The following is a 13,854-nucleotide window of genomic DNA, read 5'->3' as shown; positions in this document are numbered from 1 at the left end:
TCTTTCGCTATTCCTTCCATGCTGGCTTGCTTAAAGCCTTTTTGCGAAAAAACCGTAATAGCAGATTTAATGATATCGTCTTGCTTAATGTCGCTTCTTTTTATCATGAGTCAATTCTACATAACCAAAAGCACACGAAAGTGAGTACTTCTATTAGATTGAAACAGAAGTATACACTAACGTTTACTTTGTCGGGTAGCGTATCAATCACGAAACTCTAAATCATCTAATGGTGATGCTCTACTACACGAGGAGATGTTTACGGGGAGTTAGCAAAAGTTTGCTAATTCCCCCCCGCTTAAAGACTCTACTGGGTAATAATTTGTGGAATTTCACCCGCATGCACTGGGTCGATTTTTAATGTCTGGGTTGGGTAGGCGATATCGGCATCATGTTGATGGATTATCGTCATGATCTTGAGCAGAACATCTTGTTTCACTTCATGGTACCGAATCCAGTTTACTGTCTTGGTAAAGGTATAAACCAACAAATCAAGCGAAGAGGGGCCAAAAGCATTGAAATTGACGATGAGTGTTTGGTTGGCATCAATATCGGGATGCGTCTCTAACATGCTTTTTATGTCGTTTACAATGAGTGCGACTTTTGCACTGTCATCATAACGGATACCAATGGTTTCGTTGATTCGGCGATTAAGCATGCGCGAAGGATTTTCGACCACGATGTTGCTAAACACGGAGTTAGGTACATAGATTGGACGTTTGTCAAAAGTGCGGATAATGGTCATGCGCCAGCCAATACGTTCAACAGTCCCTTCGATTTGGCGATCTGGTGAGCGGATCCAATCGCCAACTTTAAATGGACGATCAAAATAGATCATCATGCCACCAAAGAAGTTCGAAAGGAGATCTTTGGCCGCCAAACCGACAATCAAGCCACCGACACCACCAAACGTTAATAGGCCGGATAAACTCAGACCAAACGCCTGCATTACCGTGAGCCCGCCAATTACAATAAAGAACAAGCGGGCAACTTTTGCGACTGCTTGCACGGTAGTTTCATCGCGATTCTTTTTGTTTAATACAAACTCTTCAACATTATTGATAAGGCGCATCGTTATCCAGACAAAGATACCAATGACTAAAATGAGTTTTAGGGTACTGAGCCAATTTAGCTTAGATCCCATATGGGTTTGCAATAAAAACCCCAGTGAAATCGTGGCAGGCCAACACCAAATCAGTGTACTAATAGGTGTTTTAAGCGCGCTCAGTGTTAAATCATCCCAATGAAAGGCGGTGCGGCTAACCAAGACTTCAAGTCGGCCATAGAGGATGCGCCAAATAATCCAGGCCACAAAGCTTGCGATAGTAATAAACAATACATTGGTATCGAGTTGGTTAGAAAAGGAAGCCCAATCAGTCGGCAAGAGCTGGTTCAGTTGATTCATTTAGTGATTTCTTTATTGTTAATAAGTGTTGTATCACCCCAACGTGATCCGTTGTTGAATGGGTAAGACAAGCCGATTCTAGTAATAACTTAATGCCTACAAAAAATCGGGTGTAAGTTGTGGCCAAGTATATACGCAAGCGATAACCACGAAAATGGTGCCGTTAAGAAAAAGCTCCGGTTGTAAACGTGCCGATCATTTTTCGCTGAAATGTTCTGCAAGAGCTGCACGACGACGCTTTGCTATCCCTCCTCCTTCCATATCGACAGTGTGTTCAAACCCCTGTTTTATAAAACGTTGAGTCGGACTATTTGGCTGTAAGCGGCGTAATTGAGGGGAGTTGAATGTACCAGCAAGCTGGTAAATTGAAACGCCAGCACCGGTAGATACGAAAATCTTGCTGCCATCAAATTCAAACTGAGTCGCGATCAGCCGTTGATTCCGAAAAACGCCCGTTGAATTTAACTCTAGCGTATCTTGATTGTAATTGGCTGTGCCGATTTCAATCCATCGGCCATGGACATTATGCGGATTAATATAGTCAAGGTAACTGTAATAAATGGCTGCTGAAAAGGTGGCTAGAATCGCCAAGCAAAAGGCAATAAACAGCGATTGAACAAAGGATAAATTCGCTATTGTTCGAGATTTAAATCGACCTTTTGAGGAATACACGACCACGACAACGACTCCTAAAACAACTTAAGGCATGGATTGCATGTTAATGTCAAAGCTTGAAAGAGTTTGCCCATGAACGCAATCTTGATCAGATAAACTTAGATATTGAGCGCAAACTAATGGTGTGATTTGTGAAGCACCTTGAGGCGCAATAGAAGAATCATTGTAGGAAAAAAGCCAATACCCAAGTGTGTTAGCTGTACTCAAAGGTAATGTGCTAGGAGCTGAAGTACATAGAATTGCTACATAATTGTGCGTTTTTGGTGTACGATTTGTTTATTACGCGTGGTTTTTTGTTGTTTTAAAATGATGTGTTACCGCGTGAATTACGAACAATAGGATAGTTTGATTCGTATAAATAGAGTTGTACACGATAGAGATAGACCAAGGATGAAGTAGATGAGAAAGGCAGTGATGGTAAGCTTACTCAGTTTCTCTGCAGCAGCTCATACCAGCGATATTAGTACCTATATTGTGAATGGTTCTGATGCGAATGTCGGAGATTTCCCGAGTTTTGCGAGTCTGTTTTATGAAGATGATCGCCAATATTCGACCAGAAGTTTTTGCGGTGCGACGATTATAAATGACTACTATGTATTAACGGCTGCTCATTGTGTGGCGGCTGATTCTTCTCAATTACCTCATATCACTGTCGCCGCTAGCTTACAAAATGAAAATAACTATGCGCCATTAACTTATCCTCGTGTGATTGAATACTATATTCCAAATGGATTCGAAAACGAACGAGATATTCTTTGGCCGGATGACATTGCAATTTTAAAACTTGATCGTTCTATTGGAAGTGGGGATTTATATTCGAGCCTCAATTTTTCTAAGAATCGTGGCTTTACCGTGGCAGATCGCTTTGTTGCTGTGGGGCACGGTAAAAATGATTATCTTGAAGTCCCAGCTGCAAATAGCCCGAACTTGCAAGAAGTCGAGTTAACCTATATCGATAATGCTACTTGTATTGCTGCGTTGGGGACAAATATTTCCGATAAACAGATCTGTTTTGATGGTGTTGATGACGGCGCTGATAAAGGTTCTATCTGCTCAGGAGATTCTGGTGGGCCAGTGTATTATCAAGAGAATGGAACGGGACCGAGGATTCAAGTTGGGGTTGCCAGTTTTGGTTTTGAGAGGTGTGGCGATATAACCAAAGCTGTGACGTCGGTGTTTACGGATGTCTATGATTACAAATCATGGATAGACAATGTTATTACGGGCAATGTGTCACCCACTTATTACATCCAAGTTCAAAATGGACAGCGCGTTTTGGTTGATCCATCTTCGCCAACAGCCATTTCGCCGACAAGTTCGGATAGCTCCGGAGGAAATGTTTCTGTCATTTCTTTGTTAGGACTTTTGTTTATATCGCTTATGCGACATTGCAGGCGTGTGCATATGAGTTGTTCAAGTAATTACCTACGTTCTCAAAATTAAGATGATCGTCGTAACCTGATGAAATTGTTGCTTAAATTATTCATATCTGAAGAAGTGTGAACTGGGTTAATGTTGACTATTTGTTTCTAAACGATAGTTTTACATTATAAAAGCCAGAGCATAGTGTGGAGAAACGAATATGAGCGCCAACAGTACCTATAACATTACCTTGTTATCTGACATCAGCATGCAGTCGAAGTTGTTTAAGGATTCATTAGAGCGTGGCATTGAGTTAGAGGTGCGTTTAGTTTCTCTTGACGACTTGAGCGTTGGAGTTGAGAGCAATAATTCGTTGCTCGGTGACTATGTATTGATTGATTTTAATTATCTCAATGATTCTAATTTTGAAATCTATAATCAAGCTCGGCTGTCGGCCAATAGTAATGCGAAAGAGATCGTGATCAATTGTCCGAAAGAGGTCGCATCATCGCAATTGTTTAAATGGCGTAATCTTGTTGGTGTGTTTTATGTTGAAGATGACATTAGCCTGCTGCTTAAAGGTATGGAAAAAGTCATGCAAGATGAGATGTGGTTATCACGTAAGGTCGCACAAGATTATATCGAACATTTCCGTTGTGCGAATACGGTAACGACATCGCAAGTGTATGCCAACTTAACCAAACGTGAGAAAGAGATCATGCGTTTGTTAGGTCATGGGGCATCTAACCTCCAAATTGCCGATGAGCTGTTTGTCAGTGAGAACACCGTTAAAACACACTTGCACAATATCTTTAAGAAAATAAACGCTAAGAATCGACTACAGGCGTTGCTATGGGCAAACAACAATATCGCCTTGGAAGAGCGCGTGTAGAATGTTACTTGGGATGAAAGAAGGGAGCCAGCGGCTCCCTTTTTGTTTACCTGGCTAAAAATCGTCGCACTTGCTTTCGCTTAGCCTTAATTTAGCGTTAGTCGTAAATGGTCGGAATAGGCTGACGTTTATGTTGCGTCGTGCGATATATGTGTACGAGACGATCAGAGGCTTCCTGAGAAACGGTTTTGCCTTCCAAGAAGTCGTCAATCTGCTCATAAGTCAGGTTCAACGCATCTTCATCGGCTTTTTGTGGTGCGAGTTCTTCTAAATCGGCAGTCGGTACTTTCTTAACTAACTGCTCAGGAGCACCGAGCGTGGCGGCAACTTCACGGACTTGACGTTTATTCAAACCAAACAGAGGCGCGAGATCGCAAGCACCATCACCAAACTTGGTATAGAAACCGGTGATGTTCTCCGCTGAATGATCCGTACCAAGCACTAAGCCACCAACAAAACCGGCAATTTCGTACTGGGCAATCATGCGTGCACGCGCTTTTACATTGCCTTTGATGAAGTCTACTTTAGCAGGATCTTGTGGGATCAGCCCCGTATTTTCAAGACCAACCAGAGAGGCGGCATGCAGGCCATCTGCGCCTTCTTTAATGTTGACGGAAACGGAGTGGCTTGGTTGGATGAATTGTAGAGCAAGTTGCGCTTCGTCTTCATCCTTTTGCTCGCCATAAGGCAATCTCACTGCAACAAATTGATAGCCGCCACCGCTCTGGTCATTTAGCTCATCCACCGCAATTTGGGCAAGTCGGCCACAGGTCGTGGAGTCTACGCCGCCACTGATACCGAGAACCAGCGCTTTGCAGCCAGAATCTGTTAATTTACGTTTGATAAAATCGACGCGACGGGTGATTTCAAAATGAGGGTCAATCGATGGTAAGACGCGCATTTCATCGCGAATCAACTGTTCCATTAGTTTTCTTCCTGCAGCAAGGTTGTTTATCGTAGTATCATACCTAAAACCAATAAATAGAAAACCGAGAACACGGATTTCCGCCCATTCAAGGTAAAAATTATGAAAATCGCCGTATTTGGCAGCGCATTCAACCCACCCAGTTTAGGTCACAAGAGTGTTATAGAATCACTCTCGCATTTCGACCGTGTTTTACTGCTTCCAAGCATCGCGCATGCTTGGGGAAAAGAGATGCTGGATTATGCGTTACGAATTCAATTGGTCGATGCTTTTATCGTCGATTTGAATATGACGAATGTCGAGCGCTGCACGATTGAAGAAACATTATTGGATCGAGCACAATCATCGGTAACGACCTATGCCGTACTTGAGGCATTGCAAGTTGAAAACCCTACAGCTGAACTTACGTTCGTGATCGGGCCTGACAATTTTTTCAATTTTGCTAAGTTCTATAACGCGGAAGAAATCGTTCGTCGTTGGTCGGTCATGGCATGCCCAGAGAAGGTTGCGATTCGCAGTACCGACATTCGCACTTTGTTGGCAGATGGAAAGAAAATTAATCACTTAACAACCCCAAATGTTTGCGCTATGTTAGTTGAAAATAACTATTACTAACTTATCTATCAGTATTGTTCATCAGTTAATCAAGACGAGGTGAATGTATTGAGGTGCTTATGGCTAAGAAAAGCGTTTTGCTTGTTTTTGGTCTGTTTTCAGCTTCTGCTTACGCTTGCATTGAAAATAACCAAGGAGTCAGTATTGGAGCTGACTCAACAACACACGATCTCGATCGTGAGCTGTGTTCTCCCATGCTTGGGGAGAGCGTTTATCCAGTAAATCAAATAACTACCCCCCTATTGCTGGTGAAGGAAAAATATAACCAATCCAACTATTGGTCTGATTGGGTGTTGAAAACCGAATCCAATCCGGTGTTAACGCAAAACTTCGCAGATAACTATTTTGGTGTGGGATGGTGGTCTCCTCAAGATAATGTTCTTCAAGGTGATGAACAGACCACGGAAGAGTGGTTAATGAATCACGGTCTAATGTTTAGCGTTGGTTTTGGTGATAAAACCATTGGTCAGCCTCGGTTTAGACTCGACTATCTTTGGCACGACGAAGATCAAGATAATGTCATGATGCAAATTGAAGTGCCGTTTTAGTGGCACTTTATTTCTCTCCTATTGCAACATAGGCAGCTAATTAGAAATAGTCTTTGGTTGCATTAAACACAGATTTGAGTAGTAGCTGATAATATTGAGCGGGATCTCAGGTTTCGAGAAGTAATAACCTTGTATTTGTGTACACCCCATATCACTGAGCTTTTGTAGCGCGTCTTCACTTTCAACCCCTTCTGCCACTAAATTCACTTCAAGCTGTTGTGCAAGTTGTACTATTAAACAAACAACGTGTTCAGCTGTTTCGTTACACAGCATATTTTTAATGAAAGTCGCATCGATCTTAATCGTATCGATAGGGTAGCTATGGATGTAATTTAAGCTTGAGTAACCCGTACCGAAATCGTCAAGAGCAATAGTAAACCCCTGATTGCGAAGTTTATCTAATATGTATCGGACTTCATTGGTTTGCGATAGCAGCACTGTTTCAGTGAGCTCTATGGTGAATTCTCTCGGCTCGAAGTGAAAGCGTGAAATGGTGGTTGTAAGATGGCGCATATAGCGCGAGGAGTCACTCAGTTCGTGAGCTGAGCAATTCAGGCTAAGGCGAACTTTATAACCGAGGCCTTTCTCTAATTCCCATTTTGCATGACAAGCCAATTCAACGATACGCTCACCCAATTCAATGATCAAACCGGACTGTTCTGCAGCTTCAATAAACTCCATTGGTGAGACCACGCCAAGCGTTTCGCTGTTCCAGCGAGCCAGTACTTCAAAATAATCCCACGTCGGCGAATTTAATGAAACGATAGGTTGCACTGCGACATAAATTTCCCCGCCTTTACTAGAGGTTCGATCAAGTTCGTTGCGCAGAGCGTCAATCACCATGGTACGACGGTAATACTGAGCACTGAGGTGGGTATCGTAGCTTTGCACTTTGCTGTTGCGAGTTTGCTTGCAATCTTTTAAGGCCAGTGAGGCATTTAATATCAATTGGTCTGAAGTCAATCGTTGGTCAGAGGTGCGAGCAAGACCAATGCTGACACTAATTTTAATCGTATGTGATGGGTCAACATAGCCTTCATTTAAGCGTGAAATCAAGGTTTGGCAGATGGCCAATGGGTCGCTAGAGAAGGTGACAAATGCGAACTCGTCCCCTGCGATACGGTAGGCTTGATGGTCTTCCGGGACCGCAAATTCAACGGCTCTTGCGACAAATTTAATCACTTGGTCGCCAATGTAGTTGCCGTATAGATCGTTGATCGATTTGAAATTGTCAATGTCGATATAGGCGAGTGTTAAAGGCTCAGCTCGTGTTTCGATGATATGTTCGAGCGAATTAGACAAGTAACTGCGATTGAGTAGTCCGGTGAGATTGTCGTGAGAGACTTCGTGGCTGAGTTGATGAACCAGCGTGTCGGAGCGAGCAGAAAGCCATTTTGATCTCAAGCTGTGAACGATAATGTTGGCAAATAATAGATGGCTATCAATCAGATTTTGATTGTGAATGGTTTGCTTGGTGAAAGTAGAAAGCAGGATGCCCAAGATATCACCAGCACGATTACGTAACGGAACGCCTAGATAGGCCTCGACGCCGTTATCAATCAGGTAAGTGTCTTGTGGAAACTGCTTTGAAACACCTTGTTCAAACAAATAAAAGAGTTTGTCTGATTTACTAACAACATCACAAGGTGTTCCCGCCAAAGAATAGCTAAACTGTTGTTGGATCTGTTTTTCGCAGGCAAAGGAGAGGGTATGCGCAGTAAAGTTCACCTTGTCTATTTCGATGACACAACAACATTGGCTGTTAAATGCTTTATGCAATGTCAATGTGACCCGATGGAGTAGTTCTGGTCCATCAAGTGCCATAATTTGGTTGAGTTCATCAATGTTAATTACGTCGGGTTTGTTATCCTTAGCCATGACGAATGCTCCTTATTTGTGTGATTCTGGTCACTTATTGACAGAGTTCGCATCGTTAAATATGGTACATGGCGCATATGTTTGCAAATAAGGCGTATCAATTTAGGCTAGGCGTGATTTTAAGTAATCGAGAAACAATTGAGTTCGGGTATTTTTGTAATCTAACTTAGGATGATAAGCATAGACCGTTGCCTCATCGGCGGTGATGTCAGGTAGGATACGTTTTAACGTGCCGAGTTTGAGTTCTTCTTTGATCATGACATCGTTGGTTAGCAATATGCCCATTCCAGCTTTAGCTGCATAGAAGAGCGCCTCTGGGTTGGTGGTGGCAAAGTTGCCCGAGAGCAGAATTCGTTGCCCCTTTGAGAGCTTCACCTCACGCTGCGGGTTTTCTCCCCAATTGAGCATATTGTGTAAGCTCAAATCTTGCGCCGTTTTTGGCTCACCATGACGACCGAGATAGAGGGGTGAAGCGTAAAATCCGGCTTTGTGTTCAAAAAGACGGGTAGCGATAAAGCTCAGAGAATTTAATTGTTCAATTTCACGGCTAATGAACAGATCTAAGCTGAGTGCTGGTAGTTGCCCTGGAGTGGTGGTGGTTAGCTGGATTCGAATATCAGGGTAGAGAGAGAGAAAATCATCCAGATATTGGACAAGAAATTTCGAACCCACCGCAAGCGTCGCTCCAATCTTGAGAAGCCCTGCAGGAGATTGGTCAATGGAGCGCGTTTCATCAACAATCGATTGCCAACCGTCTAATTGTACTTTTGCGCGTTCGTAAAACAGCGCGCCTGCTTCAGTTTGTGAGACTGAGCGCGTGGTACGTTTTAGAAGTTGCACGCCAATACGCTCTTCAAGCCAATGAATGCGCTTACTCACAGCTGAGCTGGTGGTGTTTAAACGCCTCGCTGCGCCGTTGAAGCTGCCCTCATCTACGACCAAAATGTAGCTTTTTACGTTCTGTAGCCAGTCCATGGTATGACCTTATTATTAAATCTCCATAGGAACTAATTAGTTTCCTTTTTAGAGTATTATCATTTATGAGTTTACAATTTAAACTCAATCGCATGAAAAGCAAGCAAACTTCCCCTTTTAATAAAATCCCACTATTGCTGGCGATGATGATCATCGCGACCGGCCAAGTAGGCGTGTCCATTTATTTACCTGCACTGCCTCACATCAGCCAATCGCTATCAGTCGATCAAGCTGATGTTCAGCTGTTAGTTACCCTATTTTTAGTTGGTTTTGGTGGCTCACAGCTCTTTTATGGGCCGCTCTCGGACGCAATTGGCCGCCGGCCGGTTTTCATTTTTGGGCAGGGGATCTATTTGCTCGGCACGATCGTCTGCTTACTGTTTATCGACAATCTATACTGGTTAGCATTTGGCCGTCTGTTGCAAGGCTTAGGGTCGGGGAGTGCTTCGGTATTGGGGCGAAGTGTACTGCGTGATAGCTACGATGGTGCGCACCTAACCAAAGCCTTTGCCTATATTTCGGTCACAGCTTCAGTGATCCCCATTTTTGCCCCAGTATTGGGTGGTTGGATTACCTATCAGTTTGGTTGGCAAGCGGTATTCATTTTTGTTTTCATTTATTTAGCTGCAATTTATTTACTCGGTATTTTTATCCTACCGGAAACTCTGCCCTATGAGGCGAGTCGTTTCAATTTGCTGGCTGTGATGAAAAACTATCGTCGCTTGATGACCAATCGACAAGTGATCTCCAGCGCCAGTTACAATTGGTTAAGCTATCTAGCCTCGCTCGTTTCGTTGTCTGTCTTACCGTTTATTTTGCAACAAAACTTAGGTTTATCTGCGGCGCAGTATGGTTCGATCATGATCGTGCCTTCTGTGGGGCTTATGTGTGGTAGTTTGGCGCTCAACGTGTTGAACCGTTTTTTAAGTCGTTCTCAACTACTCGCTATTGCGATCACTATCATTGCGTTATCAGGGCTTTGGTTGCTCAGTTTTGAAATGACACTATTCCACTTAGTCTGGGCGTTTAGTTGGCTCAGCTTTGCTCAAGGGATGTCATTTCCAATCTCCATTAGTATGTTGCTTGAGCCACATAAGAAACAAGCTGGGGCGGTATCTGCGTTATCTGGATCGGTTCAGATGGGCATATCAGGTATATTTGGCGGCTACTTGGTGCAGTACTGGGTGCATACTCAAATTGGATTAGGGCTATTCTACCTATTGATAGCGGTGGTAATGGCGGCAGTATTAATGTCTCAAAAATCTATATTCTATACAGAACAACAGGCGTAGATCGTTTGTTGTCATTGCATAAGGTTATGGAATACGAGAACTGAATATCGCCAAAATGAGCGCATGAGGTTACAATGCCCGCCATTCGCGTTATCAACACCATTGGGTGACATTATGGAACATAAAGAGTTTGAAGAACTGGTCAAAGCAGCCAGTCAGCAAGAAGCTTTGCCACAAGCATTAGCAATTTTAAAAGCCAGTGAAGATCAAGAAGTTGCAGAAGCGGCTGCGTCACTTGCTGGTCAGTTCTCTTTGGCTGAAGTCGATGGTGAAAAGCGCATTTACCATGTAACGACTCACGAAGATGAGCAAGGCGAAGAACAAGAGTTCGTAGAGCATGTGATGAATGAAGGCGACGAAGTGATTCGCTTTGTTGCTTGGTTCTTCGATGCCATGTTTGAAGTAAAACGCAAAGATACCTATCAAGCAGCAGGTAAAACTTACCTACAGCCTAAACGTAGCTAATTCCGCGTATCATTGAATGTAAAAGCCCCAGCATGTGATGTGCTGGGGCTTTTTATTTTGAAGATTCAGATCTGTGAAAGTGAGGCTTAACCTTGGTTTGCTTCAAGATTGATGACATTGTCAGGCACTGTATTGAGTCCTTTTTCCTCAATCCACGCTTGTAGATTATCCGCACCACCAATGTAATGACCATCGAGCCAAATTTGCGGCACAGTGACAGGTGTTTTTAGACCGATAATCGCTTTTACTTCCGGGATCATGCGGTACAGTGCTGCACTGTCTTTCACCACATCATAGTATTGATACTGGATGCCTGCTTCATCGAGTAGCTTTTTCGCTTTCACACAATATGGGCAGGTCGCTTTACCATAAACAATATTCCCTTTTAAGGTATCGCGCTTGGTCCATTGTTCAATTACGGATTGAATCAATACACCGCGGTTTAAGGCTTCACCTTGGCTGACGACCTTGCCTTCAACCACTAAAATTGGTGCATGCCATGAACCGAGTTTGAGTGGCTCCCACCAATGAGATAACCAATCTTTCATTTCTAGCTCAATCGGAATACCCGCCAATTCATTGTTAAAAGTATCTTGTAAGATATCTTTTGTCAGGGTGCATTCCCCACACGGAATGTTGACCTTAAAAGGTCCCCAGCTACCCGCCCAGCGATAGAGCGTTATTTTAATTGGTTGTGTCATTATCTTCTCCCGAATTGAGCCAAGCGGTTGGGAAAGCGTCTTTGTTTCAGCGCCTTTGTTTAAGCGTAGAAGGAAACCCAAACCATTTCAGTTATTAAGAACGGTGAAAGGGAAGATTAATTTCAACAACTCAACGTTTTTTACGAAATTTCTTACTTTCCCATTGGGTAATAAAGGCAACGGAGGCGATGATGATAAACGCGCCTAGCCATAAACGACCTGGTGGTACCCAACCAAACACAACCCAGCCAGCTAACACATTCAGTGGTAGTTTAGCGTGGTCAAACGGCTGAACAAAAGAGGCATCAGCTACCGCGTACGCTTTTACAATTGCCCACTGCGCGAGTGCTGTGGCGATGCCGGCAGCGATCAAAATCAGCCATACATTAAGACCACTTGGCATTTGCCAATCAGGCAGTGCGAGTAAGATGTTAAATGGCGTAATTAAAATCAGCAAATAGACCACCATTGTCGAGGGTGAATCGTTCGCAGAGAGTTTTTTCACCATCAAAGAGTAGCAAGCCCAAAAGAAGGCGGCACCAACAGGTAACAATGTTGCCCAGTTAAAGTCGTCGCCCCACGGCTCAAGGATGATCATTGCACCAATGAAACCGGTAATGGTGGCTCCCCAACGAGCAGCGCCAACGTTTTCTTTGAGCAAAAGACCTGAGCCAATAGTGGCGAACAGAGGCGAGGTCATCAATAACGCGATGCCTTGCCAAATAGGCACAGGATAAGCAAGTGCCCACAGCCACAGTTGAATACCAATCACCGATAAAAATACGCGGAAAATATGTAAACCAAGCTTGTCTGTTTTAAGAGATTGACGAATACCTAACGTTTTTAAGTAAGGCAAAATCGCGACCAATGCGATGGCGTATTGGATCAAGGCAACGGTCGTTGACGATAAGCCAAAATTGATACTGGCGACTTGTGCAAGGCTATTGACGATCGCGAAGGATAGTCCCGCAGTAAGCATCCAACTTGCGCCTTGGATTGGGTGATGATTGTGACTCATAAAAATTAGGTACTCGAAAAAGATGGCTGAATCATACGACTTTCTTAACAGGCTTACCTTACTTTTTTGTCCGATTTATCATGACAACAGAGAATATGACTAAGCCCATACCGATTGCGTGCCAAACGGTGAATAATTCTCCTAAAATCAGCACCGCACCTGCCGCGGTGATGGCGGGGCCCAGGTTATTAGTTAAGCTCAACTCGGTCGGCGAGAGACGCGCCATCGCTGCGGCGACAAAGTAAGAAGGCAACACTGTACAAAATAGTCCCAGAGCGACGCCAATACTTATTAGCTCCACTGACCAAGTACGAATATCGGCGCCATTGAAATAAAGATGAATTAGGATCGCTATACCCGCACAGCCCATACCGACACTGGTAAACAAGGAACTCCCTAAAGCCCCTATCAGCGGCTTGCTAGCAACCAGATAAATAGCAAATACAAACGCTGAGCTAACGGCAAGCAGCGCCCCCAAACCCACCGAACTTCCAAGAGTTTGTAAGTCCTGCGCTAAGATTAGCGCGGTTCCAGCATAGCCAACGAAGGTTGCCGCAATGATGGTTCGTGTTGGTGGCTGCCTATGGATGACCCAGCTGATCAGCACAACAAAAGAAGGGAATAAGAAGATAAGCAAGCGTTCTAGTTGGGCTGAAATATAAGATAATGCGGAAATATCAAGAAAGCTGGCCATGTAATAGCCCAAAACGCCAATCATCGCCGCTTTAAAGCCATGAGAACGCAATTTTATACGCGTAGTCTGCTTACGGCACAGAAAAACCAAAGTCACAAGGTAGAAAGGCAACGAGCTAAAGGCCCGCAAAGCCATGATTGAAGTGGCATCGCCGCCCGCTTGATAAGCGAGTTTGACAAAAATCGGTTTGAGTGAAAAAAGGACACAACCGACTAAAGCAAACAGAAGTCCAGTCTGATATTGGGACGAAAACGCTGACAAATGGTGGGATGGCGTATTGGTCGTGCTTGTCGCAACGGACCTTGCTTTTGATTCGCGAGTAGACTCACTGGTATCGCTCATGGGATCGTATCCTTACCGTTATAAAAATTGATAAGTAATCAAAAATAACAAGGCTACGAGTGATGCG

General features: G+C 43.7%; 14 protein-coding genes and 1 pseudogene. 6 read left to right on the top strand and 9 right to left on the bottom strand.

Features of this window, described 5'->3' with window-relative positions; translation table 11 throughout:
* From RH88_RS23960 to RH88_RS16995, 3 genes and pseudogenes are all read right to left on the bottom strand, one after another.
* Positions 1 to 107, bottom strand: a pseudogene (locus tag RH88_RS23960) (TetR/AcrR family transcriptional regulator); the annotation flags it as partial.
* A 200-nt stretch (positions 108 to 307) separates the two neighbouring features.
* A complete protein-coding gene (locus tag RH88_RS17000; RefSeq protein ID WP_005598304.1) occupies positions 308 to 1,405 on the bottom strand; it encodes a mechanosensitive ion channel family protein in 1,098 nt (365 codons plus the stop codon).
* Between the two features lie 195 nt (positions 1,406 to 1,600).
* Positions 1,601 to 2,083: a DUF2850 domain-containing protein gene (locus RH88_RS16995; RefSeq protein ID WP_005598303.1), complete on the bottom strand. Its 483-nt coding sequence runs from the start codon at positions 2,081 to 2,083 to the stop codon at positions 1,601 to 1,603.
* 396 nt (positions 2,084 to 2,479) lie between these two features.
* Between RH88_RS16995 and RH88_RS16990 the strand changes: the two genes are divergently transcribed.
* Both RH88_RS16990 and RH88_RS16985 read left to right on the top strand, forming a co-directional pair.
* On the top strand, positions 2,480 to 3,523 hold the full coding sequence (locus tag RH88_RS16990; protein WP_005598302.1) for a S1 family peptidase: 1,044 nt from the start codon (positions 2,480 to 2,482) through the stop codon (positions 3,521 to 3,523).
* Positions 3,524 to 3,662: 139 nt separating this feature from the next.
* A complete protein-coding gene (locus RH88_RS16985; protein WP_005598301.1) occupies positions 3,663 to 4,334 on the top strand; it encodes a LuxR C-terminal-related transcriptional regulator in 672 nt (223 codons plus the stop codon).
* Between the two features lie 97 nt (positions 4,335 to 4,431).
* Here the strand turns inward: RH88_RS16985 and nadE are convergent, their stop codons facing one another.
* A complete protein-coding gene (nadE, locus tag RH88_RS16980) occupies positions 4,432 to 5,259 on the bottom strand; it encodes an ammonia-dependent NAD(+) synthetase (RefSeq protein WP_005598299.1) in 828 nt (275 codons plus the stop codon).
* A gap of 102 nt (positions 5,260 to 5,361) precedes the next feature.
* Here nadE and RH88_RS16975 point away from each other — a divergent pair, with 102 nt between their 5' ends.
* Together RH88_RS16975 and RH88_RS16970 are read left to right on the top strand one after the other, a co-directional pair.
* Complete coding sequence (locus RH88_RS16975) at positions 5,362 to 5,874, top strand: nicotinate-nicotinamide nucleotide adenylyltransferase (RefSeq protein ID WP_005598297.1); 513 nt, start codon at positions 5,362 to 5,364, stop codon at positions 5,872 to 5,874.
* 59 nt (positions 5,875 to 5,933) lie between these two features.
* The gene (locus RH88_RS16970; RefSeq protein WP_005598296.1) at positions 5,934 to 6,422 is read left to right on the top strand and encodes a hypothetical protein; all 489 of its coding nucleotides are present in this window, start codon (positions 5,934 to 5,936) and stop codon (positions 6,420 to 6,422) included.
* 36 nt (positions 6,423 to 6,458) lie between these two features.
* Here the strand turns inward: RH88_RS16970 and RH88_RS16965 are convergent, their stop codons facing one another.
* Together RH88_RS16965 and RH88_RS16960 are read right to left on the bottom strand one after the other, a co-directional pair.
* Positions 6,459 to 8,300, bottom strand: a complete 1,842-nt coding sequence (locus RH88_RS16965) for a putative bifunctional diguanylate cyclase/phosphodiesterase (protein ID WP_005598294.1) — start codon at positions 8,298 to 8,300, stop codon at positions 6,459 to 6,461.
* A 102-nt stretch (positions 8,301 to 8,402) separates the two neighbouring features.
* Positions 8,403 to 9,275 carry a LysR family transcriptional regulator gene (locus tag RH88_RS16960; protein ID WP_005598293.1) on the bottom strand — a complete coding sequence of 291 codons (873 nt, stop codon included), beginning with the start codon at positions 9,273 to 9,275 and terminating at the stop codon, positions 8,403 to 8,405.
* A 65-nt stretch (positions 9,276 to 9,340) separates the two neighbouring features.
* Between RH88_RS16960 and RH88_RS16955 the strand changes: the two genes are divergently transcribed.
* Together RH88_RS16955 and RH88_RS16950 are read left to right on the top strand one after the other, a co-directional pair.
* On the top strand, positions 9,341 to 10,567 hold the full coding sequence (locus tag RH88_RS16955; RefSeq protein ID WP_005598291.1) for a multidrug effflux MFS transporter: 1,227 nt from the start codon (positions 9,341 to 9,343) through the stop codon (positions 10,565 to 10,567).
* A 114-nt stretch (positions 10,568 to 10,681) separates the two neighbouring features.
* Complete coding sequence (locus RH88_RS16950) at positions 10,682 to 11,032, top strand: hypothetical protein (protein ID WP_009385438.1); 351 nt, start codon at positions 10,682 to 10,684, stop codon at positions 11,030 to 11,032.
* A gap of 86 nt (positions 11,033 to 11,118) precedes the next feature.
* Here the strand turns inward: RH88_RS16950 and RH88_RS16945 are convergent, their stop codons facing one another.
* The 3 genes from RH88_RS16945 to RH88_RS16935 form a co-directional block, all read right to left on the bottom strand.
* The gene (locus RH88_RS16945; RefSeq protein ID WP_005598287.1) at positions 11,119 to 11,733 is read right to left on the bottom strand and encodes a glutaredoxin domain-containing protein; all 615 of its coding nucleotides are present in this window, start codon (positions 11,731 to 11,733) and stop codon (positions 11,119 to 11,121) included.
* A 130-nt stretch (positions 11,734 to 11,863) separates the two neighbouring features.
* Positions 11,864 to 12,751 carry a DMT family transporter gene (locus tag RH88_RS16940; protein WP_005598285.1) on the bottom strand — a complete coding sequence of 296 codons (888 nt, stop codon included), beginning with the start codon at positions 12,749 to 12,751 and terminating at the stop codon, positions 11,864 to 11,866.
* A gap of 58 nt (positions 12,752 to 12,809) precedes the next feature.
* On the bottom strand, positions 12,810 to 13,787 hold the full coding sequence (locus tag RH88_RS16935; protein WP_005598284.1) for a DMT family transporter: 978 nt from the start codon (positions 13,785 to 13,787) through the stop codon (positions 12,810 to 12,812).
* Positions 13,788 to 13,854: the final 67 nt, after the last annotated feature.

The sequence above is a fragment of the Vibrio scophthalmi LMG 19158 genome, assembly GCF_000222585.1.
In the GTDB taxonomy this organism is placed as follows: domain Bacteria; phylum Pseudomonadota; class Gammaproteobacteria; order Enterobacterales; family Vibrionaceae; genus Vibrio; species Vibrio scophthalmi.
This window is presented reverse-complemented; position numbering and strand designations above follow the sequence as displayed.

Excerpts from the sequence above, each read along its gene's own strand:
- RH88_RS17000 (WP_005598304.1), bottom strand. The coding sequence starts at position 1,405 with ATGAATCAACTGAACCAGCTCTTGCCGACTGATTGGGCTTCCTTTTCT.
- RH88_RS16990 (WP_005598302.1), top strand. The coding sequence starts at position 2,480 with ATGAGAAAGGCAGTGATGGTAAGCTTACTCAGTTTCTCTGCAGCAGCT.
- RH88_RS16985 (WP_005598301.1), top strand. The coding sequence starts at position 3,663 with ATGAGCGCCAACAGTACCTATAACATTACCTTGTTATCTGACATCAGC.
- nadE (WP_005598299.1), bottom strand. The coding sequence starts at position 5,259 with ATGGAACAGTTGATTCGCGATGAAATGCGCGTCTTACCATCGATTGAC.
- RH88_RS16975 (WP_005598297.1), top strand. The coding sequence starts at position 5,362 with ATGAAAATCGCCGTATTTGGCAGCGCATTCAACCCACCCAGTTTAGGT.
- RH88_RS16970 (WP_005598296.1), top strand. The coding sequence starts at position 5,934 with ATGGCTAAGAAAAGCGTTTTGCTTGTTTTTGGTCTGTTTTCAGCTTCT.
- RH88_RS16965 (WP_005598294.1), bottom strand. The coding sequence starts at position 8,300 with ATGGCTAAGGATAACAAACCCGACGTAATTAACATTGATGAACTCAAC.
- RH88_RS16960 (WP_005598293.1), bottom strand. The coding sequence starts at position 9,275 with ATGGACTGGCTACAGAACGTAAAAAGCTACATTTTGGTCGTAGATGAG.
- RH88_RS16955 (WP_005598291.1), top strand. The coding sequence starts at position 9,341 with ATGAGTTTACAATTTAAACTCAATCGCATGAAAAGCAAGCAAACTTCC.
- RH88_RS16950 (WP_009385438.1), top strand. The coding sequence starts at position 10,682 with ATGGAACATAAAGAGTTTGAAGAACTGGTCAAAGCAGCCAGTCAGCAA.
- RH88_RS16945 (WP_005598287.1), bottom strand. The coding sequence starts at position 11,733 with ATGACACAACCAATTAAAATAACGCTCTATCGCTGGGCGGGTAGCTGG.
- RH88_RS16940 (WP_005598285.1), bottom strand. The coding sequence starts at position 12,751 with ATGAGTCACAATCATCACCCAATCCAAGGCGCAAGTTGGATGCTTACT.
- RH88_RS16935 (WP_005598284.1), bottom strand. The coding sequence starts at position 13,787 with ATGAGCGATACCAGTGAGTCTACTCGCGAATCAAAAGCAAGGTCCGTT.